Source organism: Polyangiaceae bacterium, assembly GCA_016715885.1.
In the GTDB taxonomy this organism is placed as follows: Bacteria; Myxococcota_A; Polyangia; order Polyangiales; family Polyangiaceae; genus Polyangium.
Genome location: JADJXL010000003.1, coordinates 192,801 through 216,709 on the forward strand (window position 1 = coordinate 192,801; position 23,909 = coordinate 216,709).

14 protein-coding genes are annotated in these 23,909 nt (G+C 61.6%); 8 read left to right on the forward strand and 6 right to left on the reverse strand.

The window, feature by feature from the left end; all coding sequences use genetic code 11:
- Positions 1 to 73 precede the first annotated feature (73 nt).
- Positions 74 to 940, forward strand: coding sequence for a hypothetical protein (locus tag IPM54_07305; GenBank protein ID MBK9259633.1), 867 nt, complete (start codon positions 74 to 76; stop codon positions 938 to 940).
- Here the strand turns inward: IPM54_07305 and pbpC are convergent, their stop codons facing one another.
- Both pbpC and IPM54_07315 read right to left on the reverse strand, forming a co-directional pair.
- The gene (gene pbpC / locus IPM54_07310) at positions 941 to 3,253 is read right to left on the reverse strand and encodes a penicillin-binding protein 1C (GenBank protein ID MBK9259634.1); all 2,313 of its coding nucleotides are present in this window, start codon (positions 3,251 to 3,253) and stop codon (positions 941 to 943) included.
- A 128-nt stretch (positions 3,254 to 3,381) separates the two neighbouring features.
- A complete protein-coding gene (locus IPM54_07315; GenBank protein ID MBK9259635.1) occupies positions 3,382 to 9,120 on the reverse strand; it encodes an Ig-like domain-containing protein in 5,739 nt (1,912 codons plus the stop codon).
- A gap of 271 nt (positions 9,121 to 9,391) precedes the next feature.
- On the opposite strand from IPM54_07315, the gene IPM54_07320 reads away from it, so the two are divergent.
- From IPM54_07320 to IPM54_07335, 4 genes are read left to right on the forward strand one after another with little or no spacing between them, the layout of a single operon-like run.
- Entirely contained in the window at positions 9,392 to 10,462 is a 1,071-nt protein-coding gene (locus tag IPM54_07320) for an ABC transporter ATP-binding protein (protein MBK9259636.1), read from the forward strand.
- Positions 10,459 to 11,181 (forward strand): ABC transporter permease subunit, encoded by a 723-nt coding sequence (locus IPM54_07325; GenBank protein ID MBK9259637.1) that lies wholly within the window; start codon positions 10,459 to 10,461, stop codon positions 11,179 to 11,181. Before IPM54_07320 ends, IPM54_07325 begins: the two co-directional genes overlap by 4 nt.
- Positions 11,172 to 13,130 (forward strand): Gldg family protein, encoded by a 1,959-nt coding sequence (locus IPM54_07330; GenBank protein MBK9259638.1) that lies wholly within the window; start codon positions 11,172 to 11,174, stop codon positions 13,128 to 13,130. The genes IPM54_07325 and IPM54_07330 overlap by 10 nt, the downstream gene beginning before the upstream one ends.
- Positions 13,127 to 14,137 carry a DUF4340 domain-containing protein gene (locus tag IPM54_07335; GenBank protein MBK9259639.1) on the forward strand — a complete coding sequence of 337 codons (1,011 nt, stop codon included), beginning with the start codon at positions 13,127 to 13,129 and terminating at the stop codon, positions 14,135 to 14,137. The genes IPM54_07330 and IPM54_07335 overlap by 4 nt, the downstream gene beginning before the upstream one ends.
- Positions 14,138 to 14,192: 55 nt before the next feature.
- On the opposite strand, the gene xerD is transcribed toward IPM54_07335, so the two are convergent.
- The gene (xerD, locus tag IPM54_07340) at positions 14,193 to 15,083 is read right to left on the reverse strand and encodes a site-specific tyrosine recombinase XerD (GenBank protein MBK9259640.1); all 891 of its coding nucleotides are present in this window, start codon (positions 15,081 to 15,083) and stop codon (positions 14,193 to 14,195) included.
- Between the two features lie 179 nt (positions 15,084 to 15,262).
- Here xerD and IPM54_07345 point away from each other — a divergent pair, with 179 nt between their 5' ends.
- The gene (locus IPM54_07345; GenBank protein MBK9259641.1) at positions 15,263 to 16,132 is read left to right on the forward strand and encodes an N-formylglutamate amidohydrolase; all 870 of its coding nucleotides are present in this window, start codon (positions 15,263 to 15,265) and stop codon (positions 16,130 to 16,132) included.
- 19 nt (positions 16,133 to 16,151) lie between these two features.
- Positions 16,152 to 17,330, forward strand: a complete 1,179-nt coding sequence (locus IPM54_07350; GenBank protein MBK9259642.1) for a hypothetical protein — start codon at positions 16,152 to 16,154, stop codon at positions 17,328 to 17,330.
- Between the two features lie 20 nt (positions 17,331 to 17,350).
- Here the strand turns inward: IPM54_07350 and IPM54_07355 are convergent, their stop codons facing one another.
- From IPM54_07355 to IPM54_07365, 3 genes are all read right to left on the reverse strand, one after another.
- Positions 17,351 to 18,394, reverse strand: coding sequence for a hypothetical protein (locus tag IPM54_07355; GenBank protein MBK9259643.1), 1,044 nt, complete (start codon positions 18,392 to 18,394; stop codon positions 17,351 to 17,353).
- A gap of 21 nt (positions 18,395 to 18,415) precedes the next feature.
- Positions 18,416 to 19,507: an ACT domain-containing protein gene (locus tag IPM54_07360; GenBank protein MBK9259644.1), complete on the reverse strand. Its 1,092-nt coding sequence runs from the start codon at positions 19,505 to 19,507 to the stop codon at positions 18,416 to 18,418.
- A 144-nt stretch (positions 19,508 to 19,651) separates the two neighbouring features.
- Complete coding sequence (locus IPM54_07365) at positions 19,652 to 19,990, reverse strand: zinc ribbon domain-containing protein (protein ID MBK9259645.1); 339 nt, start codon at positions 19,988 to 19,990, stop codon at positions 19,652 to 19,654.
- Between the two features lie 278 nt (positions 19,991 to 20,268).
- On the opposite strand from IPM54_07365, the gene smc reads away from it, so the two are divergent.
- Entirely contained in the window at positions 20,269 to 23,868 is a 3,600-nt protein-coding gene (gene smc / locus IPM54_07370) for a chromosome segregation protein SMC (GenBank protein MBK9259646.1), read from the forward strand.
- The last annotated feature ends 41 nt before the right edge of the window (positions 23,869 to 23,909 follow it).

A 23,909-nucleotide genomic window follows, 5' to 3' on the forward strand; every position in this document is an offset into this window, starting at 1 on the left:
GGGCTGGCACTGGACATGGGCGGGATGTGAAAAAAGTTGAGATCGAACCCAAAGCTCGCGCGTCTCAACCGCCATGCTGCGTCGCACCCTACCCCTCCTCGCCATCGCCGGCCTCGGCTTCATCGCCTTCGCCTCCACCGATTCCGCCCTAGCCGACGAACCCTCCCCTAGCCGCCTTACGCGCCGCCCGCCGCCCTGGCGTCCGCCTCCGGTGCAAGCGCAATTTCAAGCCGAGCTCATCGACGACGGCATGAACAACCTGCCCATGTTTTTCCACAACGGAAAAAAGTACGTCATGGGAAGTCTCGGACAGCGGTATCGCATTCGCGTCACGAATCCGACGGCGAATCGCGTCGAAGCCGTCGTTTCCGTCGATGGTCTCGATGCCATCGATGGCCAAACGGCAACGTTGTCGAAGCGAGGATACGTCGTTCCAGCATTCGGGAGCGTGACGATTGATGGGTTTCGCACGTCGATGAATTCGGTCGCGGCATTTCGTTTCACGTCGGTGCCCGATTCGTACGCTGGTCGAACGGGGCAAGATCGCAACGTCGGCGTGATTGGTGTCGCGATTTTCCGCGAACGCGTGGAGCAGCCCATCGAAATCGTGCCCCGACCACGCCCGAGAAGCGCCGCACCGAGCGCCGCGCCCAGAGCTGGCGAGGGCAGGTCATCGGCTGCCAAAAAACCGACCGATCGTCCGGGTCTTGGAACGCAATTCGGCGAGCAACACGAATCTCGGGTGCGTCAAACGGCGTTCATTCGCGACAGCGCGAGCCCAACGCAGACAGTCGAGCTTCGATACAACGACCGCGCGGGCCTGCGTGCGCTGGGTATTCAGATCCCGCCGGAGCCTGCAATCGTCGATGACGATCTTCGCTTGCGCGAATCGGCGACGCCGTTCCCGGGCGACAGGCGATTCGCCCAGCCGCCTCCGTGATCATTCCACTTCATACACCACCACGTCCGAACGCTGCCCATCTGCCTCCACGTATACTTCATGCCTGCCACGCACGAGCGGCACGGAATGGCTCCACCGCGGAGCCGTTACGGAATGCGGGCGTCCATCGATGAAAATGCGCACGCTGTGCGCCGATCGCGGAACATCCGCTCGCACATGAATGGCTTCGCGCGAGGCCAATGATGAATCCAGAATAAACCGTGACCCGTCCGGTGGATATGCAATGCGTATCCGATCCGTAGCGACGACTCGAGAATCGTCCGGGCAAAACGGCGATGAGCCGACCGGGACGAGCGGACGCTTTGCTCCTTCGGCCCATGCCGAATACAGCGGCGCATATCGCTCGAACACGCGCGCCTCTACGAATGCGTCCGCACATGCGGGTCCTGCACGCAAACCATTGCGTTTGTCGATGCGTACGCGCTCGTGCATGTCGCACGGCGAAAGCTGCATTCCACGCGGCACGACCTCGGTTCGCTGATGCGGGCAATCCGTCGTCGGACGGCCGCCCGAAAGAGGACACACCTGCACATCGACGAGTCCTTCTGGTCGCTTGAATGACTCGCCAGGAAAAACCCTCGAAGCGGCGAGCATGACATCGTGAAAAAGCGGTCCAGCCCCGGAAATACCGCTCACGCCGCTCATCGGCGATCCGTCGAAATTACCGACCCACACGGCAACAGTTATTCGCGAGGAAAAACCCACCGTGACATTGTCGCGAAATCCTTTCGACGTGCCGGTCTTCGCCGCAACGGGAAAATCGAATTCGAGCACGTTGTCCTCGCCGAAACTCGATAAACGCGCATGTCGATCGCTCAAAATGTCCGTCAAGACAAATACCGTGCGTTCATCGAAGACGCGATGGGGTTCTGTCTCGCCAGCGGCGAGCGTGTCGCCATTCTTCGATTTTGCATTGCGCACGGCACGAACAGGCATGTACACGCCGCCCCGCGCGAGCGTTGCATACGCGGCCGCAAGCTCCAGCAGGCGCACCTCACCATCACCGAGCGCAAGCGCCAATCCGTATTCACGCGCCGACCGATCCAGCGAAGAAAACCCCACATCGTGAAGTTTTTTCAATAGTTTTTCGGGGCCAATTCGCGCCGTTACATTCACCGCAGGAACATTGAACGAATTCGCCAACGCCTCGCGCACGCGCACGGGTCCGTGAAATCGCCCGTCGTAATTGTGCGGATGATAATCGCCCTCGGGCTCGGGAAACGATACGTCCACATCCGGCACGACACTGGCCGCCGAAAACCCAAGCATCTCCATTCCGAGCCCATACACGAAAGGCTTCAACGCCGACCCCGGCTGACGGCGCGCAAGGACTCCATCGTTGTGCCCAAGCCGCACTTCGTCGTCGATGTTCGGGGATCCAACATAGGAGAGCACTTCCGCGGTCGCGTTATCGAGCACCACGACCGACGCGGCCGACACGTTGCGCGGCGCGAGTCGCTCAATCGTTTGAACTGCAAGGATTTCCACCTCGCGCTGCAAACCTCGATCGATCGTCGTCGTCACCGTCGAAGCTCGGCCCGAGAGCGGTCCCCAGGGCGACAAGATGCCTGCTGACAGAATCGCCCTGCGCAGGTGCGGAATCCCCTGCCCCGCACCCCGAGGTGAGATCGCGAGCGGCTCCGCGAGCGCGCGATCGACATCGTCCGGCGTGGCAAAGCCCGCGTCGAGCATCCTCTGCAGCACGCGATCACGCCGGCGCAGAAGCCGAGCCGTCCCGCGGCGCGGATCGTACAGCGTCGGGCCACGCGGCATGCTCGCGAGCGCTGCTGCTTCGGCCAATGAAAGATCGCGCGTTGGTTTGTCGAAATAGTACCGACTCGAAGCTTCCACACCGCGAATCGCCGGGCCGAATGAAATTCGATTGAGATATTCCTCGAGAATTCGATCCTTCGACAGCGACGCTTCGATCCGCAAAGCGAGCGCCATTTCTCGCAATTTTCCAACGACCGAACGCGGACGCGGGACGAGGTTTCTCGCGAGCTGTTGCGTAAGCGTCGATCCACCGGACACCACACGACGCGACCACACGAACTGGCCGATAGATCGCGCTACCGCGAGCGGATCCACGCCTGGATGAGAGTGGAAACGTTTGTCCTCGGCCGCGAGCAGCGCCGCGACGACTCGGTCACCCACTTCAGCAAGGCGCACCGGACGGGCTCGTACACCGTCCGTCGCGCGCACTTCGCACAGCATTCCACCGTGCCGATCGAGAAAGACCGTCGATGCCTCGGCTGATGATTCAGCCGCTCGCAACGCTGCAGGAAGCGGCATCAGCGCTGCTGCAAGCACCAAACACAGGGCGGGAGAAAGTAGGAAGGCGACCGCCAGCTCGATCCGATGACGCCTCGTGCGAGGCCACAAGCGGCGCACGGTTTGTCCGAACAAGCGCGACTCACTTCTCACTTGTTTGCAGTGATTTGAATCGTGCCCGCTGCGGTCCGACCAAACACTTCGGGCGTGTACATTTCTTCGGCGCGCGTGGGCGGTAGGACGAACGATCCGAGCGTCGTGGCTCGCGCAAGGTAGCGATAGCGATACATGCCAGCAGGCATGCGATCGATGAAGAAGACGGCTCGATCGTCGCGCAGCTCTCGAACGTAGCGACTCGACAGGAATGCGCGCCGCGTGGCGACATCGTCGTATCCGCCGGGTTCGCCGAATGCATCTTCGGGATCACCATCATCGCCGGAGTAGGCGTCGACATCGAGGCCCGCGCTCGTCGTGGCCAGACGTGCATCGACAGGCTCGAAACCGGCAGGAAGCGGATCATCCACGACGACGTATTGGCGAGGTGAAGGAGCGACGACGACGATCTCGGCAAGAACCAGGTTTCCTCCGACAAACGACGTAGCCGTGGGTGGAGTCGGGCCGGCCAGCGCCGCGGACAAACTCTCCGGCGTGACCGGACGAAGCGTCTTCTGCACGAAGAAGCCTCGTTCGAGCGCTGAGTTTGGCAATTGTTTGGGCGCATATCGCAGCCGCGCTTCGTAGAAGAGCCGGCCAGAACCATCGACGTCGAACGCAAGAGCACTTCCACCAGCCGACACGAGACGCTCTGCAGGTAGCGTCGTACGCGCTTGATCTACAGTCGATGACTTGAATGGATGCGTTGCGATCTCGGTTTGTCCAAGGAACACACGCGCCATGAAGTTGGGCGTGATCTTTTCCTGCGCGCTCCGGTATGCAGCGAGCGCAACGAGCGACCACGCAGTCTCTTGCGTGTTGCGCCATGTTCCGCCTTTGCGATCTGCCAGAAGGCCCATCGCCAAACGCGCTGCGAGCGGATGATTCGGCTTTGCCGCAAGAATCGCACGCAAAACGAGCGCCGCAGTTCGCGTATCGGAGTCCATCAGCACGGCGTAACGATCGCCAAGGTTCGTCGCGACGCGCGCCACGTTTGCATCGAGTCGGAGCGAACCTTCGAGCTCGGTCACCAGCGTGTCGATGCTCTTTTGATCGGCCTTGGAGGCCGTCATCGCGTGCAGCAAAAACGCTTGAGCGAATAGAGGAAGCGTCTTGCGCGATTCGAACAGCCGGTTCACGCGGCCCGCATCCGGGCGCCCGTTTTCCGCGAGCACATCGAGGATGAACGGCGCCGTTGCGCGCATGTATTCGTCGTCGAGCCTCTCGAGCCATCGCGTGACGGCACGTGACGCTGCATCGAGCGAACTCTCAGGAACGGCGACGTTGCGGCGTTTCGCTTCGCCGAGTCCCCACAGCGCGTACGTCGTCGCCCACAGGTTCGACCTATCCGAGTCGGCCCACATGCCGAATCCTCCGTCAGAACGCTGGTTCTTCAGGATCTGCGCGACTGTCGATTCGATGATCGCGTCTGTGTTCTTCGGAAGCGGAATGGAGAAATCGCGCGCGAGGTCGCGCAGCGGCAACAGCGGCACGAGCTTGCTGACGAGTTGTTCCGTGCATCCGTAGGGGTACTCGACGAGCTGCTCCACGCCGCCTCCGAGCCCGACGAGAGCAGTTGACGACATGCTGACTTCCAGGCCACCGACGTCGTTGCGAATGGCCGACAGATCGCCGAGTTTTTCTGCGGATGCCGTCGTCGTGTCGCCATAAAGCGCAACGGCCTCGGGAGACAGTGGCACGCGCACGTCACGCGTGACTTCAACGGCATCCTCGAGGGTCTTCCCGCCATCCGACGCTCGAACGACGAACGCAAGTTTGGCCGTACCAACCTTTGGAGCGTCGAGCGGAAAGCGAACTTCGACGGGTGTGCCGGGGACGAGATCGACGGTGCGAGAGGCTTCACCACGCAAGGTCAAACCGGTCGCTTGAATCTGCACGGTCGCGGTCATGCGCCCGGCGCCTTTCGAGCTGACGATGACGCCTGCTTCGAGCGAATCACCGGCCCGGACAAACCTCGGCAATGCGGGACGCGCCATCAGCGGACGGCTAGCGACGACGCGGTTTTCTGCGAAGCCAAAGCGATCGTCCTCGGCCGCGGTCACGGCCATGAGACGATACGTGGTCAAAGTATCGGGCAAGCGGAAGCTCACGCGGGCACGCCCGGAATCGTCGGTGACGACGTTGGGCACGAACGTCGCGCTGGATCGGAAATCGCGACGCACGGACATACCGGACGCGCCGTCGCCACCATCCAAGCCTTTGTCGACGCCCAGATCTCCGTACGGTCGGAACACGCGTGCAAGCGCGGCGCGCATTTCGAGCGACGCAACGCGAAGCGGGCGCGCAGCTCCGAAGACGCCGATCGGATCGGGCGTCTTGTACCCGACGAGCGACAGTACGCCTTCATCCACCGCGTAAAACGTGACTTCAGAGCGAGCAGGTTTGCCCGCGTGATCGGTCACCTTGATGTCGACGTCGACGTTTTCGCCTGGCTTGGCTTCGGTCTTGTTCGGCGCGAGCGCGATCTTCAACCGGCGTTTTTCAGGGTTGACCAAGAGCGACGCGTACCCCATGCGGAACGCGGGAGCACCGACGTCAGGATCCTTCGGCTTCGTAGGAACCGGCTTCGTTCGTCCTCGAACGAGCAATACCGAGACAAACGCGTTGGGGCGGTAATCCTCGGTGATCGGCACATCGATCGTGGGCATCGGTCCTTTGAGCTGGATACGCTTCTGCGACAAGATGCCGGCTCGTTCGATCGTGACGAGTGCCTCTGCGGACGCAAACGGGCTCTTCACGAGGACGCGTGCCGTTTGTCCGATCTCGTAGCTTTGCTTGTCAGGAACGAGCTCGATCGCGAGGCGATCGGAATCGCCAAAACCCGCAGTGCCCGCACCTCCGAAGACGTACAGCGGCTCGGATGCAGCCACGGGGTTTTTCCGAGGGTCCACCGCCGTTGCATGAATGATGTGATACCCGGACGTCGCCGGCGTGAGCTTGCACGATGCAGGTTTGGTCGCCGTCGTCGTGGTGACGCTGCAAGTCTCGACGACTTTGTCGACAGGCTCGACGACGGTGTGCGTGGCGCCTCCCGTCGTGGCCTTGCGTGCAACGTCCCAGGATCGATGCACGAGCTCGAGTTTCACGGACACGCCACCCACGCGCGTACCCTTGGGATCCACGGCAAACACTTCGGGATCGATGGGTTTGCCCGCGTCGATGAAGAGATCGGTCGCCGATCGAAGCGCCAAGTAAAACTCGCCGGGATGAACGATGGCCGTCGTGCTGCCTGCTACGGACTGACGCGAGACATCGGTTACATCGGCCTCGGCCGTGATGCGTTCCGCACCCACCTGTCCCGGAAGTGCGAGCTTTGCATCGATGGTTGCGGTGCCCTTCGCGTCGAGTTTCGCTTCGCGGCTTTCCACGGTGCTTTCGCGCAGAGACGCGTCGTCCAAATCCGCTTGGAAAATGCTGTCATCGACGCTGAATCCATCCGTGTTCGGCGGGCGAAAGAATGCTTCGCCACGCGTCACCGTGAGCCTTGCGTCGGCTGCGGACATCGGTGCGCCGTACAGATAATCGCCGCGAGCCATCCATCGCGCGGTGTCGCCGCGGATGTAGCTGGGTTTGTCACTCTCAACCGAAACGGCAAACTCGGCTGGACGATATTCGGCAACTTCGAAGTCCCCGATGACATCGCCGTAACTGCCGTTTCCTTCGCCAACGATGGCGCGAATCGAATACGTCCCGAGTCTGCCGGTGCGAGGCACGACGACGTCCATGGACGCTGTTCCAAAGGGGCTCAGCGTTTCCGTGCGCGTCTCGATCTCTTCGCCTTCGGGGTTCTCGACCTTGACCTCAACGGGAACGCCGGCGGGCGTCACGGTTCCAGGATTGCCCTCTTTGCGGAAGATGCCCTTGATGTGAACGGTGTCGCCGGGCCGATAGATCCCGCGATCGGTGAACACCAAGCCGAACGGTCGATCTTCACTCGTGTCGACACGCGCATCGAAGCGCCATCCATCGAGCGTGTCTTCGAGGTGTTTGTAGGTCCAATCATTGCCGTGACGAACGACGACGACGCCGCGCTCGGTGCCGGACATGTTGGGGGTGAAAACATTCGAGGGCAGAGTGACAAACCCCGATGCATCCGTACGGAAGGGGCCGACGGGCGCGTTGTCAGGGCGTTCGATGGTCACTTCGGCCCCTGCGAGCGGCTCGGCGTTCGACAACCGGCTGATCCAAAGCAGCGACCCGCGCGTCGAGAGTTTTCCGCTGATCGCAAGATCAGTCACTTTCGCGACTGCCGTCGACGTGAGTGCTCGCGCGTGATCCGAACCGGGCCAGCCCGTGTAGCGAATGCCGAGCGCGACGGTGCCTCGCACGTCCTTGCCACCGAGCACGTCGTCGAGTTTTACCGAGAAGCGTGACGTGGCGTTTTTCGCGGCGTTTGGAGGCAATTTTGTAATTTTTGCTTTCGGCAACGATGCGATGCGTTCGAACCGCGGAAAATGTCCGGGATCGTATTTGTCGTCTTGCAGCGCGATGGCATCCGACGCCGTGAGCGGTGCAACGACGAGCTCGAGGTCGTTGGCGTTGACTGCATCGATCGGGATCTCACGACGAGCAACCGATTCGAAGACGCTTCCACGCAAGCCGATGTCTGCCTTGGGCCAAAGGTCGTCGAAGGCGAGGTCGCGCCGAACGTCTGCTCCGAGGGTTTGTCCGTGTTCGTCCTTGAGTGATCCGGCGATCGAGAGCTTCAGCTTTTTGCCGGCAGGAAATGCTCCGTAAACCGTCGTACCGCGAACTGCGTCGTCGTCGTCCATCCACGAGGGAAACGCGACCTTGATGTTGGGTTCGAACTTCAAAACCCGTTTCAGATCACCCATCTTCACGCGGGTCGTGAACGTAACGGACACGCCTCCATCGGGTGCGCACTGCCTGTGCGGCGTGCCGTAGTCGCAGGACACTTCTTTGACGGCGAGCGGCCCGTAGGTGCTGAACGAGTACTGCTGCGCCTTCTCAGAGCGCAGACTTCCTTCTTGCCCCTGAAGATCCTTCACTTCGAGCGTGATGGCGGCGCCGAGCGGCAACGGCGAACGAGGCCTTATGTCGAAGAGTTGATCGTTGCCTGCATCGGGCTTGCTGACGTTGACGCCGACCTTGCTTTCGCCCGCCGTGAGCGTGATGGCCTTCTCGAGCTCCCGGAGCCCGACGGGTTGGTTGATGCGCAGAGTGAATTTCGCATCCGGCCGGAGATCATCGGTGCCTTCGTAAGGCTCGATCGACGTGACGGCGGGCCGCACCGTGGAAAAGCGAAACGTGAACGGTTTTTCCAATACGGATCCATCGAGCGCCTTCGTGCCCGCAGGTACTTCGACCACAAACGATGTCGCTCGCGGAAGGTGTTTTTCCGGAACGAACGTGACGGCCGACGTTCCGACCCACGACCATCGTCCCGGCACGGCGGGCGTCATCTTCACGGGAGCCGGAGACTCGGCGCCAGCAAGCTCCAGCGGGCGCATGGGCCGGTTCCACACGATGCTGATTTCGGACGGGTCGACGGTTTGACCTCGCGGCGAAGCGAAAACGACGGCGAATGCGCCGGAATCCGGAGCGGCAGAACCTTCGCCCGCCCCGGGAGCCAGCGTGCCGCGCGGAGCGACATCCGGGGGACGATTGCCTGGTAAGCAGGCAAATCCGAGCGCCAAAGCGGAGATCGCGAGGAAAGAGACGCGGCGACCAGGGAGGCGAAAACGCACAGGCATCGTGATGCCGCTCTTGTCGCGTCAGGGATTCGGCGGCAAGCGAAACGGCTGGATCCAGGGCAATTCAATCCGAAAGCCCTGAAGTCGTCGGGATGTCCTGCACAGACGTCGGGCGCATCCCCAAGCGAGGGCAGTACTTTTTGGTGGGCGGAGGCGGGGTGGACGTGCCATGCACGACGCCTTCGCAACGGGGGAATGTTTGGCGGGCGCTTCTGTTATAAGGGCGCCGTTTGCGGCCGCGACTCGCGGCCCCAATGACGAGGTTCTTGTCGTGATCGAAATCGAAGACCTCTACAAATATTACGGCGAACGTCGGGCGGTCGGTCCGCTGTCGTTCGCGATCGAAGCTGGCGAAATCGTCGGCTTGCTTGGTCTCAACGGGGCAGGAAAAACCACGACGCTACGCATTCTCGCGTGCGATCTGCTCCCGTCATCGGGAACGGTGAAAGTCGATGGGATCGATGTCGTCGAAAGTCCGCATGAAGTGCGGGCACGCATCGGTTACTTACCCGACACGCCGCCGCTTTACGGCGACATGACGGTGCGCGCGTATCTGCACTTTGCAGCGCGTTTGCGCGGAATGTCGTACGCCGACGCGGATAAACGCGTCCCGGAAGTGATCGAAACGACGGCGCTCGAAGACGTGCGCGATCAGCTCATTTCATCGCTATCTCACGGCTTCAAGCAACGTGTGGGCATCGCGCAAGCCATCGTGCACAAGCCGCGTCTCTTGGTCCTGGACGAACCTATCAGTGGTTTGGATCCAAAACAAATCGTCGAAATCCGCGAACTTCTGCGGAGCCTCAAGGGCGACCACACGATCCTTCTTTCGTCCCACATTCTGTCGGAGATCAGCGAGACGTGTGATCGGTTGCTCGTCATTCGTGACGGCCAAATCGCCGCCAGCGGCACCGAGGCCGAGCTGAGTGCGAAGCTGCTTCGTCAAAAAGGCGTCGATGTGACGGCGCGCGGAGACGAAAACAAGGCGCTCGATACGGCACGCGCGGTGAAAGGCGTGGTCGGCGCGGAGATCGAGGGAGCGACGGAGACGGGGGAAAACGTCTTCACGCTGCGTATCGAAGCGGAGGGGGACGTTCGCGAGGCGGTTTGCAAGGCGCTCGTCGAAGCAGGAATCGGGCTGCTCGAGGTTCGTCGCAGCGAACGAGAGCTGGAAAGCGTGTTTCTCGAGCTGGCTGGGTCGCCGGCCGAAACGGCGACGACATCGGCTGCTCGCAAGAAAACGGGCAAAAAAGCAGGCAAGAAGGAACGTGCCGCAGCGGCTGAATCGAAGGCCGAAGCGAAGGCGGCAGCATCCGAAACAGAGGACGGGAGCGGGTCATGAAAAATGCGCTGCTCGTCGCGGGCAGAGAAATGGGCTCGTACACGCGATCGCTCCTGGGTTGGGCGATCGCGGCAGCCGCACTGCTCATCGAAGGCGTGTGGTTCAGTGCGATGGGTTTGTCGGGGACGCGCATGTCCGCCGATGTTCTGCGGGAGTTCTTCAACGGTGCGAGCGGCGTGACGATGATCGTCGCGGTGCTCATGTCGATCCCGCTGCTCGCGGGTGAACGTGAACGCGGAACGCTCGTGCTGCTCAACACGGCCCCGATTCGCGACGTGGAAATCGTCATCGGCAAGTACCTCGCAGCATTCGCGATGATCGCGCTCATCACGGTGCTGAGCGTGTACATGCCGCTTTTGGTGTTCGTGAACGGCAAGGTGAGCGTCGGGCACGTCGTCGTTGGTTACACGGGCATCTTGATGCTCGGTTCGGCCGCGCTTGCGATTGGCATGTTCACGTCGTCGCTGTCGAAAAGCCAAGTGATGGCGGCGATCCTCGGCGGCGTGGTGCTCGCAGTGATGGTGACCTTGTGGCTGCTCGCCAAGGTCGCCGATCCCCCGGTGAGTGCATTTCTGTCGGGACTGGCGCTGCATCATCAGCGGCAATTCCCCTTCATGACGGGCGTATTGAAGCTCGAGAACGTCGTGTATTACGTGGCCGTAACGTTCTTCTTCCTGCTCGCGGCCACCAAAACGCTGGAGGCACGGCGATGGCGGTGAAACCCAAAGAGGCGGCGGCTTCGCCGAAAGAAGCAGCCAAGCCCGCAAAGGAAACGCCCGCGCCGTCTGGCCCGGGATCCCTGGACAAACTCGCTCCGTACCTCGGACCTGGCTTCGTCGTGTCGCTCGTGTTGGTGTTCATCGGAGAACGCCTGCTCGGAACGATCGACACGGCGCGCATGGCGCTCTCGGGGCTCGGAGTTGCTGGCGCGATCGGCACGACCGCGCTGCGGTTCTCGCTCATCGCAGGGCACAAGGACGCCGAACGAAAGCGCATCGAACGCACGCTCGGCATCTTCTCTGCGGTGGGCCTCGTGTCGCTCGGCCTGTACTTCATCGCGAACACGGAGGTTGGTCGAGGTCTCGTGGGCATCGCCGACGCAGCCCCCGACAAACGCGCTCGCTTCGATGGAGCAACGACCGTTGCGTGGATCGTGCTCGCTGGCCTTTCAATCGCGCCCATCGTGTTCGGCGAAGCTGCTCTCGCTCCGATGCGGCGAGCTCCACGCGTCGAAGTGCGCCGGATCTACGCTGCGGCTGCCGCGGGGTTGACCCTGGCGTTTGCTGCGGCTTATTCGGCCCTGTTCACGTACGCGGCCGGTGAGCTCGAAATCAAGGTGGATCGCTCGTACTTCCGCACGGCGAAGGCGAGTGAATCGACCAAGAAAATCATTTCGAGCACGACGGAGCCCGTCGAAGTTCGAGCGTTCTTTCCGCCGCTCAACGACGTCGGAATCGAGGTCGATGCGTACCTCGCGGACATCGCGAAAGGCGCCCCGAACTTCAAGTACGGCTTTTACGATCGATTGCTGTATCCGCAGCTCGCCAAGGACAACAAAGTCACGCAGGACGCAGTGCTCGTGATTTTGAAGGGTCCGTCGCGTGAAACCCTCACGCTCGACAAAGAGATGACGAAGGCGGCATCCAAGCTGAAATCGCTCGATGCCGACTTCCAAAAAGCTCTTCTGAAAGCGATGAAGGACGCTCGCACGGCCTACGTGACCGTTGGGCACGGCGAAGTGAACGAAGGTTCGACGTCGGCAGCGGAAGGTCGCTCGGCGAAGCTCCTGCGCCGGTTGCTCGAAGGCCAGAACTACTCGGTCAAAGACCTCGGTATGCCGCAAGGATTGGCGAACGACGTGCCGGAAGATGCATCGCTCGTCATCGTGCACGGGCCAACGCAAGCATTCACGCCGGAAGAGGTTTCGTCGCTCGAACGGTATGCAGCGCGCGGAGGCAAACTGCTCATCGCGCTGGATCCCGAAGCGAAAGGCGACATGGGGCCGCTCGCGAACATCGCGGGGCTCGCATTCGATCCGACCACGCTTGCAACGACGGATCAGTTCTTCGTGCCGCGTCACCGCAATGCATCGGACAAGGCGAACCTCATCACGAATCGGTTCTCGTCGCACGCGTCGGTGTCGACGTTGAGCCGCGTGTCGGCGCGTGCCGTGGTGCTCATGCCGATCCCGGGGTCGCTCGAAAAGAAGCAGACGGATGCAAAGGTGGACTTCGTTCTGCGTTCGTCTGCGGGAACGTTCGGCGACAAGAACGGCAACTTCGAGCTGGATGGCGACGAGAAGAAGGCGACGTTCAACCTGGGCGCTGCAGTATCGAAGCCGCTCGGCGACGACGTGAACAAGGACAAGGTCAAAGGCCCTGCCGAGACGCGAATCTTCATGCTTTCCGACGCGGACTGCATCAGCGACCTCGCGCTCGGGTTTGCCGAGACGAACCAGATCCTGTTCGTCGACGCCGTCCGCTGGCTGAACGGCGACGAAAGCTACAGTGGCGAGATCGCGACGCCGGAAGACGTGCGAATCCAACACACGAAGCAGAAGGACGTTTTCTGGTTTTACGGGACGATCATTGGAGCACCGGCGCTCTTGCTTGGCGCAGGGATTCTCGTGACGCGGCGCACGCGCCGCGCGGTGCGGAGGCAGGCATGAACCTGGGACGAGGGTTATTGGTTCACGTCGGGCTCTTCGTGCTGGCATCAGCCGGCGCAGCCAAGATGTGGATGCGTGACGAGCAGCCAAAAGCGCTCGCGCAAACCGAAGCAACGGTGTGGACCGGACGCGCTGCCGATGTCGAACGTGTCGTGTTCGACGGCAAGACGAAGAAGGTCACGCTCGAAGCGAAGAAAGACGACCTCGGCGCGTATTACGTCGGTGCGCTCGAGCGAAATGCGACGCCTCCTCCTGCAGGGAGCGCAGCAGCGCCAACCCCACCGCCGGCGCCCAAGGGGAAGACCGAGTTTGTCGCGGTAGGTGCGGCGCAAAAGCTCGTCGAAGCGATGGCGCCGCTGAAGGCCTTGCGCGCGCTCGGGCGCATTCCGGAAGATCGGGCCGCCGAGTTTGGCCTTGACCAACCAGAAGGCACGCTCGTCGTCACGCTGAAGGGCGCCGAGCGAAAGATCGTGGTTGGCGGGACAACCCCGGGCGGAGGCGATCGGTACGTCCGGGATCCGGCTTCCGGCGAATTGTACGTGATCGACGGTGACGCCGTGCGCGACCTCGACACGGCCGAATCACGGCTCGTCGAGCGCGATCTTCACGAGTGGAAAGAAGCCGAGGTGACGTCGGCCGACGTGAAAGCCGGCGACAAGACGCGGCAAGTGGTGCGTGGTGGGCCCGAAGGCAAGCGCTTTTGGGCTGATCCAACGGCCGCGGATCAAAAGGACGAAACCATCGCGAACTGGATGTCCAAAGTCGATCGTTTGCGACCCACCGAGTACGTGATGACGACGCCTTCGGACAAACAGGACATCTTGCGCATCGATTATTCGGCTGGCTCGCGCAAGCTCGGGTTTGTCGAGATCGCACGTATCCCGGCTGCAGAAGCTGCGGGCAAACCCGACTACCTCGTTCGCACGGAACGCACGCGCCTCTTTGCCAAAGTCCCCGCGACAACCGCCGAACAGATCGAGCAAGATCTCGGCTCGATTCTCAAGTAGCTCCTCACCCCCAGCCCCCTCTCCAACTCCGCTACGCTTCGTGGAGAGGGGGAGGTCAAGAACGAGGATGCGTCTTGCGGTACACCGTTCGCACGTGATCGTCCGTGAGATGCGTGTAGATCTCGGTCGTCACGATGTTGGCATGTCCCAAAAGCGCCTGAACGCTACGCAGATCGGCTCCACCTTCGAGCAGATGCGTTGCGAAAGAATGACGAAACTTGTGCGGCGAGCTGGGTTTGGAAATACCAACCCCACGCGCGTAGACACCCAGCAACTTCCACACGCCTTGACGTGTGAGGGGTTTGCCCCGGGGCGAGAGAAAAAGTGCCTGCGTTGCCGCGGCCTTGGGATGCGCTGCGCGGGCTTTCAAGTACGCGTCGATCGCATCGAGAGCGAGCTCGCCGAGCGGCACGATGCGACGTTTGCCGCCTTTTCCAAGCGCCAAAACGAGACCTTGCTTCTTGTCGATGTCACTCAACCGCAGGCCCACGAGCTCGCTTACGCGCAAACCTGCGGCGTACATCACGTGCAGCATCGCTCGATCTCGCAGGCCTCGAAATGTCGTGCTGTCGGGCGCATCGAGGATCGATCGGATTTCGTCGACGGAAAGCACACGCGGAAGCTTGCGCGTCGTGCGCGGCCGTTCGACGAGCGACGCTGGATCGGCCGAGAGCACGCGTTCTCGAAGCAAAAACTTCATGAAACCACGCACCGCCGAAAGATGGCGACACGCCGATCGCGCTCCGATTCCCTGGCGACCAAGCTCGACCATGTAGGCTGAAAGAATCGTCGGATCGAGGTTTGTCGGAGAATCGACGCCGTGGGTCTCGCAGAGAGCGCACAATTTCGCGAGATCACGCGCGTATGCCTCGAGCGTTCGAGGAGACAAGGCTCGTTCGACCCGCAGGTGATCCAGATAAGCGTCGACCCAGCCGTGCAAATTCACGCGCCGAGCCTAGCGCTCGAGAGGCGCCGACCGCAAAAAACCGAACAAAGCAACGGTGTGCGCGGCGCGCGAAATGTGCTCGAATGACGTTTGTCTTTTCGGGGTATCGGTAGCAAACGATGCGCTCGCAAACGAACGCTTCGCCACAGCGCGCTCCATAGGGAAAAAAGACAAGGTCCATCGTGATCGATTCACCGTTCGAGGTCATCGAGCCCAGGGGTGGCGAGAGTCCGGTGGTCGTCGAGGTTCCGCACGCCGGACTTTTGCTCGACGCCGAATCACTTGCGTACACCTCAGCTCCAGCACGCAGCATTGCGCGCGATGCGGACCTGTATGTCGACGAGCTCGTCGCGGACGCTCCAGCAGAAGGTGCAACGCTCATCGTCGCCAAAACGAGCCGCTACGTGGTCGATCTCAATCGGGGTGACAGCGATGTCGATCAGGATTCCGTCGAAGGTGGTGGACGCGCACCGTGGCCTCGAGGGCTCATCTGGCGCCTCACAACCGATGGAGACCCTGCTCTGATGCGCCGTTTGCCGCGGGCAGAGCTCGAACGACGCCTCGATGCCGTCTACCGCCCCTATCATCGCGCCGTTACGGAGACACTTGCACGCAAGCGTGCTCGATTCGGCTTCGCCGTACTGCTATGTGCGCACTCGATGCCAAGCTTGGCGCGCCGAGGTCACGCTGAATCCCCTGGAATGCGTGCGGATATCGTCCCCGGTACGCGCGGACGAACGACCGCTGCGCCTGCCGTGATCGACCTTGTTGACTGGCACGCGAGGTCGTTCGGATTTACGGTTCGTCACGACGATCCGTACCGTGGCGGCTTTTCAACGGGGCACTACGGTAAGCCAGTCGACAAAATTCATGCCATCCAGGTTGAAATTTCACGTCGCCTCTACATGGACGAGTCGAACCATCGGAGAGATCCCCAAGGGTTCCGAGTTGTGCGAGAATTCGCCCGCACCCTTGTCGCGCAACTCGCCTTCTCCGAAAGCCCCACTACGCAAGATGCCCTCCGGGCGCATCCTGCGGGTGGTATCTGATTCTCCGCGCAAAGCCCCAATGGCGAGCTCTGGAGCGGAAATCGAAGGATCGGCAGCACCCGAGCCATCGCCCATCGCGATGGTCACGGACGATGCTTCTGCCGCGCCGAATGCTCGTGCGGCAAACGATTCGACGGGGCCATTACCGGACGCAGAAGCCGCGACGGAAACTCTGTCGAACGACGCTGATGTGGAAGCTCCCGCGAGCGCGCCGCGCGCAAAGTCTGTCGACGTTGCACAGACAACCTCCCCGTCGCCCGCAGGCGAACCGCCGCCGGCGGATCCGACGGAAATACCTCCGAATCGGCCCTCATTGCTTCACGTCGAGAACGCTCCGCACGACGCGCCCGTCAAGCCACTGTTGGCTTCGGAAGCGCTCATGGATGACCTCGCGCCGCTCGAACCGTCACGTGACGTAGCGAGATTTTGGTGCGCCATCGTGGGCGTGGGGTTTGCCGGACTTGGTGCACTGCCGTTGCTTGAATTGCGCCCTGGAGGCACGCTCACCGCGGGTTTGTCGTTCTTCCTGGGCGGCGTCACGCTCGTCGCGGCGCTCACGCGAGTGACCTACCGGCAGCGTGCATTTGCCATGCTCGTGATTGGCCTTCTGGTGGTGATCACGGGGCTTGGTGGAACGGGGCCAGCGGCCTTCATCGCTCGAGACGCCCCAGGCCTTGGTCTTGCGCGCGCGATTGCAGCGACGGCGCTGCCGGGAGCACTGCTGTTTCGCGCTCGCTACCGCGCGTATTCCGGAGCTCGATGGCTGCTCGGAGGCGCGTTTCTCATCGCTCTGCCGTTCATCGCATTGCTCGCGATGCGCCTCGCGTTCCGAGAACCGGATCTATCGACCGCAGGCTCGATCGTGGCGCTCGTCGTGACCCTCGTGGGCCTCGTGGGCTTCATGGGCAAGGAGACGACGGGCGCAGGCACCTACGTGGGCCTGGGCGTGCTCATCGGTCTCGGCACGGAGCTGCTGTTGTCGGATCTGAGTCACCCAGGAACGCTCGACGCGTGGCAAAGCATCTTGACGACTGTGCTTGGAAGCGTGGCGTTCGTCGCGGCGACAGGATTGTCTGCGCTCGGGCTCTTCCAACTGCTCGCATCGCGTTTGTCCGGGGATGCACGCAGAATCGATCTGCATGCGGCCGAGCCAGAACCATCGCGTGCCCGGAAAAACAAGTCCGAGTGGTCGGTGTAGTTGGTTGATCGACGCGAAGCTCAGCGATTGAGCAGCGGCCAAACCCACGTACCCGAAGGCGGAGCGCCGGACGTCGCCTTGCGCGTGACGTCCGTGAGCATGCTCAGCAAAAAGCGCGCAAACGACGTGTCGACAGGCATGGTCCACGCAAGGTCGTTGTCGCGTTGTTCGACACGCATCGTCGGCACGGTTCCCATGAGACCCAAGGATGACAAGAGGCTCATGAATCCCGTGAGCTTCTGCAGATCCGCCAGTTGAACTGCGCCTGCTGCTGCAGAGGGCGTATCGGCGTACGTGAACGACCCCGCGAAATTCATACCTGGTTCTTTGAAGTTGCCGATCGCGCGGACCTTCTGCAGGCCCATGAGAAAGGGCATTTTCTGCGTTGCAGCATCGACGGCCGACTGACCGCCGAGATCGCCCGCGAGGGTGAACGCCGCGCCGGGCGTATTCGACAACTCGGCCATCCACCCAGGAATCGAACGAGTGAGTTTGTCGCGGCGCAACCGATCGAGCGCTCGACGCATGCCCGTTTCATTGCCCGAAAGAACCGTGTGCGGCGTGAGGATCACGAAGCCGATGTTGCCCGCCGTGTAGAGATCGAGGTCGGCGTAGCGGTTTCGCACGAGCGGCACTTTCGATGCGACCGTCGTACGCGCCTCCGCTGCACGACGAATCGAATCGACATCGAAATCGCCTTGAAGCACCGCGCAGAAGTCCGCTCCCTGCATCGCGTAAATGCCGCCATAAACCTTCTTGACGTCGCGCGATGGAACGAAGTTCGACTCGGGACCGAGCGGCAAGACCATCGACACGATTTGGTTCACGTCGGGGCCGAGGCTCGAGCGAAACATCTCAGCGGCGTCGAGATACCCGATCATGACGGGTGCACGCGGCAAGAGCGCCATGGGATCGCGATCGATCGCGAGCGGATCGACTTGATTGGCCCCGACCAAAATCAGGTTTTCATCTGCACCGCTGCAGCCGGTGGAAACGACCGTGACCGTGGTGAGCACGGCAAGAGCCGCACTGAAATGTGCACGAGATCGACGCGAAACAATCATCGGGAGTAGCGGGTTGGACCGCTACGACGTTACTCGCTCTGGCTGCTCGAGAGGAAAAGAACCGACGATGATCAGCATTTTTGCTTCGCGCTTGATGCCTTCGAGCGCCGCAACGAGGTTGCGATCGGTCACGTGCCCACTTACCTCGACGTAAAACTGATACTGCCAACCCTCACCCGGCACGGGGCGCGACTGGATGCGGCGCAAGTTGCAATTCTTGTCCTTGAAGTACTGGAGGAGCTCGTGAAGTGCGCCCGGACGATCGTGAACGCCAAAGAGGAGCGCGGTCGCATCGGAGCCCGAACGAGGCGCAGGAAGGCGTGAAACGACGCCATAGCGCATGCGTACTTGGCCGTGATCGCCGATGTTTTCCTTGGCAACGACGAGTTTCGATGCGGGATCCAAACTTCCGCGCGGCACGACAGCGCCGCTGCCTGGGTTCGTCTCGGCCATCTCGATCGCCACGATCGGGGAACGAACGTCCACAATCTGCGCGTGAGGATGATTAGCTTCGAGGTATCCCGCACAGGCCGCGTGATCTTGCGGCGCAATGTAGATTTTTTCGATGTTGGTCGCGTCCGAACCTGCACCTGCGAGAACGAGACTTTGCGCTAACTCGCGTTCACCGACGAGCTTAAGACCACTCGAAGCGATGGTCTGGATCGTTGGGAAAATCGGGCCATCTTCGAGCGATTCATACGGCACCACGGCAAACTCGACACGCGAACGAGCGACCTCTTCGAGCGCCGTCGCGGTGCTTTCGCTGCGAATGAACTCGGCGCCGAATCCGAAATGATCACGCGCGGCCATCCAGCCAAAACCGCCTTCAGGGCCGACGAACATGACGCGCGGAGCCACTTCGAAAAGCCTGCACGCCGCGTCGATGGCGACGAACGTTTCGCGCACGGCTGCGGGAGAAAGCGGCGGAGCAACGGCTTGCTCCAGAGCTTGCAGATGCGGACCATCCGCGATGGGGGCAAACCGCGCAATACCTCCCCGTTGTCGGATGATGTCTTGGGCGATACGTGCGCGGCGTTCGAGCTGCCGCAGAATCTGGTGATCAAGCTCCGCGAGCTGTGCACGCAGTTCGTCGAGCCGCTTTCTCTCGTCCATGAGAGACCACCGTAGCACTCAGCGTGCCGGGCTGTAGCGCCAGCCATGGACGGAGAGCTTTGCGCACCTCGATGAGCACGGCCCTTTTCACGCTCGAGTCAGGAGCTCCGTGACACCCCATCGAGGGGCATGCTCACGCCAAGTTCAGGCTGCGCCTGCCGCTGCGGATGTGCTGCTCGAGCCTGATGACGGTGATGACGTATTCGATGAAGAGCTCGACGAGCTGCTGTCCGTCGTCGAGCCGCCGCCCTCTGACGAACTTCCCGAGCTTCCGGAGCTTCCCTGCGGCTTGTTGCTCGTGGAACTGTAGAGGTCGGAATACCAGCCGCCGCCCTTGAGAATGAACCCGGTTCCTCGAGAAATCTGCCGGCGAGCGGTTTCTTGATGGCACTTCGGGCACTCTTTGAGCGGATCTTCCTTGATGGACTGTTCGGCCTCCCACTCGTGAGCGCAGGATTTACAGGCGTACTCGTATGTGGGCATGTGCAACACCTCTCTGAAAACCAGCACGCTGGTATGACTTGCACTTGGGTCTGTCAACCTCCTTGACCCCAAATCGCATCTTTTTTCATGCAATTGTATGCTAGTACACATTTTTGACATGGGGCCATGCTTGCAACTCGACCGCAATCTCGACGCGCGGACGAGGACGAGCTTGCCGCAGACACCTGCCAGGTGTAACCCTTGGAGGCCTTCGGTGGCGGTACGTGGCATTATGTGACGCCATGTAGCCATCGACGGGCTGCTCGTGGGAACCGCGAATGCGCATCCGTAAGCTCGAGATCGCTGGCTTCAAGTCGTTCGTCGACCGGACGGCCATCCATTTCGACGAAGACGTGATTGGCATCGTCGGGCCCAATGGCTGCGGCAAGTCGAACATCGTCGATGCGATTCGCTGGTGCATGGGTGAACAGAGCGCCAAGCATTTGCGCGGTCGCGCGATGTCGGACGTCATCTTCAACGGCTCCGAAACGCGTGGGCCGCACGGCATGGCCGAAGTCACGTTGACGTTCGACAACAGCGATCAGGTCGCCGCACAAACGCTGCCCATCGAGTACCGCGATTACGCCGAAATTGCCGTTACGCGAAGGCTTTATCGCGACGGGACCAGCGAATATCTCATCAACAAAACCATCGTCCGCCTCAAGGACATCACGGATCTGTTTCTCGGTACGGGCGTCGGCACCAAGGCGTATTCGATCATCGAACAGGGCAAGATCGGGCTCATCGTGTCGGCGCGCGCCGAGGATCGCCGCATGCTCATCGAGGAAGCCGCGGGCATCACGAAGTACAAGGCGCGTAAGAAGCAGGCCGAGCTGAAGATGGAGCAAACGCGGCAAAACCTGCTGCGTATTGGCGACATCGTGTCCGAAATCCAACGCAGCCTGTCGTCGCTCAAGCGCCAAGCTGCCAAGGCGGAGCGCTACGTCGCCTACCGCAAAGAACTCGAAGATCTGATGCTTCACGAAGCATCACACAAGCTGCTCGAGATCATTGCGTTGCGAAAGCGCGATGCGTTTGCCCGGGCCGAGTTTGCGGAAAAAGTCCTCGCTGCGCGCACGGCTCTCGCTGCTCGCGATGCCGAGCTCGAAGTGCAGCGCCTAGCGGTTCATCAGCAGGAAGAGCACGCCGACAAGCTTCAAAACGAGGCATTTGCTGCGGACAACGACGTTCGCACGCATCAGGCAGAGCTGCTCCGCGCCAAAGACAAACACCGGCACCTCGAAGAACGTCGCGCGGTAGCCACGACAGAACAGCAGGATCTCGAAAAGACCATCGCCGACTTGATGGTCGAACGAAAGCAACTCGAAGAGCAGCTCGCGACGGTGCAAGCCGACGAGCAACGCGAGAGTACCGAAGCGCTCGATGAGCACGAGCGGCTGGAGGACCTGCGTTTCAGCGAAAAGGAAGCGGACTCGGAAGCATCGCGCTTGCGCAAACTAGCGGCGGATGCAGCCGCGAAGGTGGCCGCCGCAGAAGCGACGTTGACCGGGTACGAGCGGCGCTTGTCGGACATGCTCGTGCGCCGCGACAAACTCGAGGACGAGCTGCAGCGTTTGGTTTACGACGCGGAGAACCTCGAAGCGAAGCGCACGGAGCTTGCAGCGGACGTCGCGAGCGTTGCCGAACGCAAGCAGGCGTCGATCGAGCTGCGCACGCGCCTGGAAGCAGAAGCGAAAACGCTTCGGGAGCAGGCTGTTGCGAGCGACAAGAAGGTCGAAACAGCGAAGAACGAGCTGAATCAGAAGCGCAATCGATTGCGGGCGCTCGAAGAGGTTCACGCGCGGCTGGAGGGCGTTGGAGCGGGCACGAAGAGCCTACTGAAGACGAAGGATCCGTCCTTCGCAGGCCTCGTTGCCGATCGCATCGAAGCGCCGCCAGAGCTGCTCACGGCGTTCGCGGCGCTACTTGGGGAACGGCTGCAGGCGATTGTCGTGACGAACACGGAACGCGCTGCAACGCTTCTCGCGGACCTTGCCGCCAAGAAGCAGGGTCGCGCAATGCTCGTTGCAGCAAGGCCCGCTTACGTGGCGGGTGCGTCGCGACAACCACTCGAAGACGAAGACGTCGTTGGCCCTCTTTTCGAAAAGCTTCGTCATTCCCCCGAAGACGAGCCTCTCGTGCGCGCGCTCGTGGGCGATGCGCTCGTCGTTCGTTCGACGGCTGCGGCCGTTCGGCTCGCACCGGTAGCCAATGGCGCGACGCTCGTTTCACTCGACGGAACGGTGGTTCGTCCTGATGGAACGGTGAGCGGCGGTGCAGGCGACGCCGTTGCAGCGGGATTGCTCGAGCAAAAGCGCGAAATCCGCGAGCTGCACGATGTGGTCGCGAATCTGAGTGACCAGGTCACGGCGCTGCTCGAAGCGCAACAAGCCGAGCGTCAGCAGGTTGCAGAGCTCACGGCAGCGGTTGATCGTGCACGCAGCGAAGCGCATGCGAGCGAGATCGCAGCCGTCACGGCGGAAAAGGACCTGCGCCGCGTCGATGAACAGGTGATCGCGGCGCAGAAGCGCAGGTCAACGGTCGAGCGGGATCTCGAGGAGATCATCGGCAACCTCGAGAACACGGGCGGGGAACAAGGCGAAGCGCAGGACAAACTCGACGAAGGCAAGCGGTCCCAAGAAGAGGTCGTGGGGCAACTGGCGGGCGCCGAGCAGCTCGCCGCGGAATGGCGCGAACGCGTGCTTGCGCAGCAGTCGGTCGTGACGGAGCGAAAGGTTCGCCTTGCGCGCGTACGGGAGCGCGTGACGAGTGTCGGGAGCACCGTGGAGCGGCTCGCGCGTTCCGTGGATGAGCTGTCCGGGCGCATCAAACGGCTCGACAACGAGCGAACGGAATGCGCGAAAGGTGCGGGCGAAGCTGCTGCACTGATGATGCTGTCGCGCGAAGGGCTGGACGGCGCGGTCAGCCGAGCGCAGAAGGCGCACGCTGCGCTCGAAGAAGCACGACGCAAGCTCGACGAAGCCAAGCAAATCCTCACCGCGAAGGACGCGGAGCTCAAGGATCTGCGGCAAGACCTCGCCGATTCGACGGAGAAACTGCGGCATCACGAGATGGCGCTGGCACGGCTCGACATCGAAGAGAAGCACTTGCTCGATGGAGTGCGCGAAAAGTTCCGCGGTTTGGAGCTCCACACGGTCGTTGGCGACTACCACAAGCGCAGTCCCATCGAGGCGCAGCACAAGACGCGCATGCAGGAGCTCGGCGAATTGCTCGACCGCATGGGCCCCGTGAACCTCGATGCGATGCGCGAGTTCAAGGAAGCCGAAGAGCGGTACACGTATTACGCCAAGCAAAAGGAAGACCTCGACAACGCGGTAGCCGACTTGGAAAAGGCCATCGCGCAGATGAATCGCGAGTCGAAGCGTTTGTTCAAAACGACGTTCGACGGCATCAATACGCGCTTCAAAACGCTCTTCCCGCGCATGTTTCGAGGTGGTGCAGCGGAGCTTCGTCTGACGAATCCGGAGGACATGCTCGAAACGGGCATCGAGATTTTGGCGCAGCCGCCGGGCAAGAAGCTCGGCAACATCGAGTTGATGAGCGGTGGTGAAAAAGCGCTCACAGCGGTGAGCCTCATCTTCGCCATCTTCCAGTTCAAGCCGTCGCCGTTCTGTGTGCTCGACGAAGTCGACGCGCCGCTCGATGAAGCCAACGTCGCTCGTTACAACGAAGCGATTCGATCGATGACGTCGCAGTCGCAGTTCATCCTGATCACGCACATCAAGCGCACGATGCAGTCGGTGGATGTGCTGTACGGCGTGACGATGCAGGAGCCCGGCGTGTCGAAGCTCGTGAGCGTGCGCGTCAACGAGAACGCGAAGTCGAAGGAAACGGCGCCGGCTGCAGCCGTGGCGTGAGCTTATGCCGCGCACGCCAAGCACTGTTCAGAATGACAAAC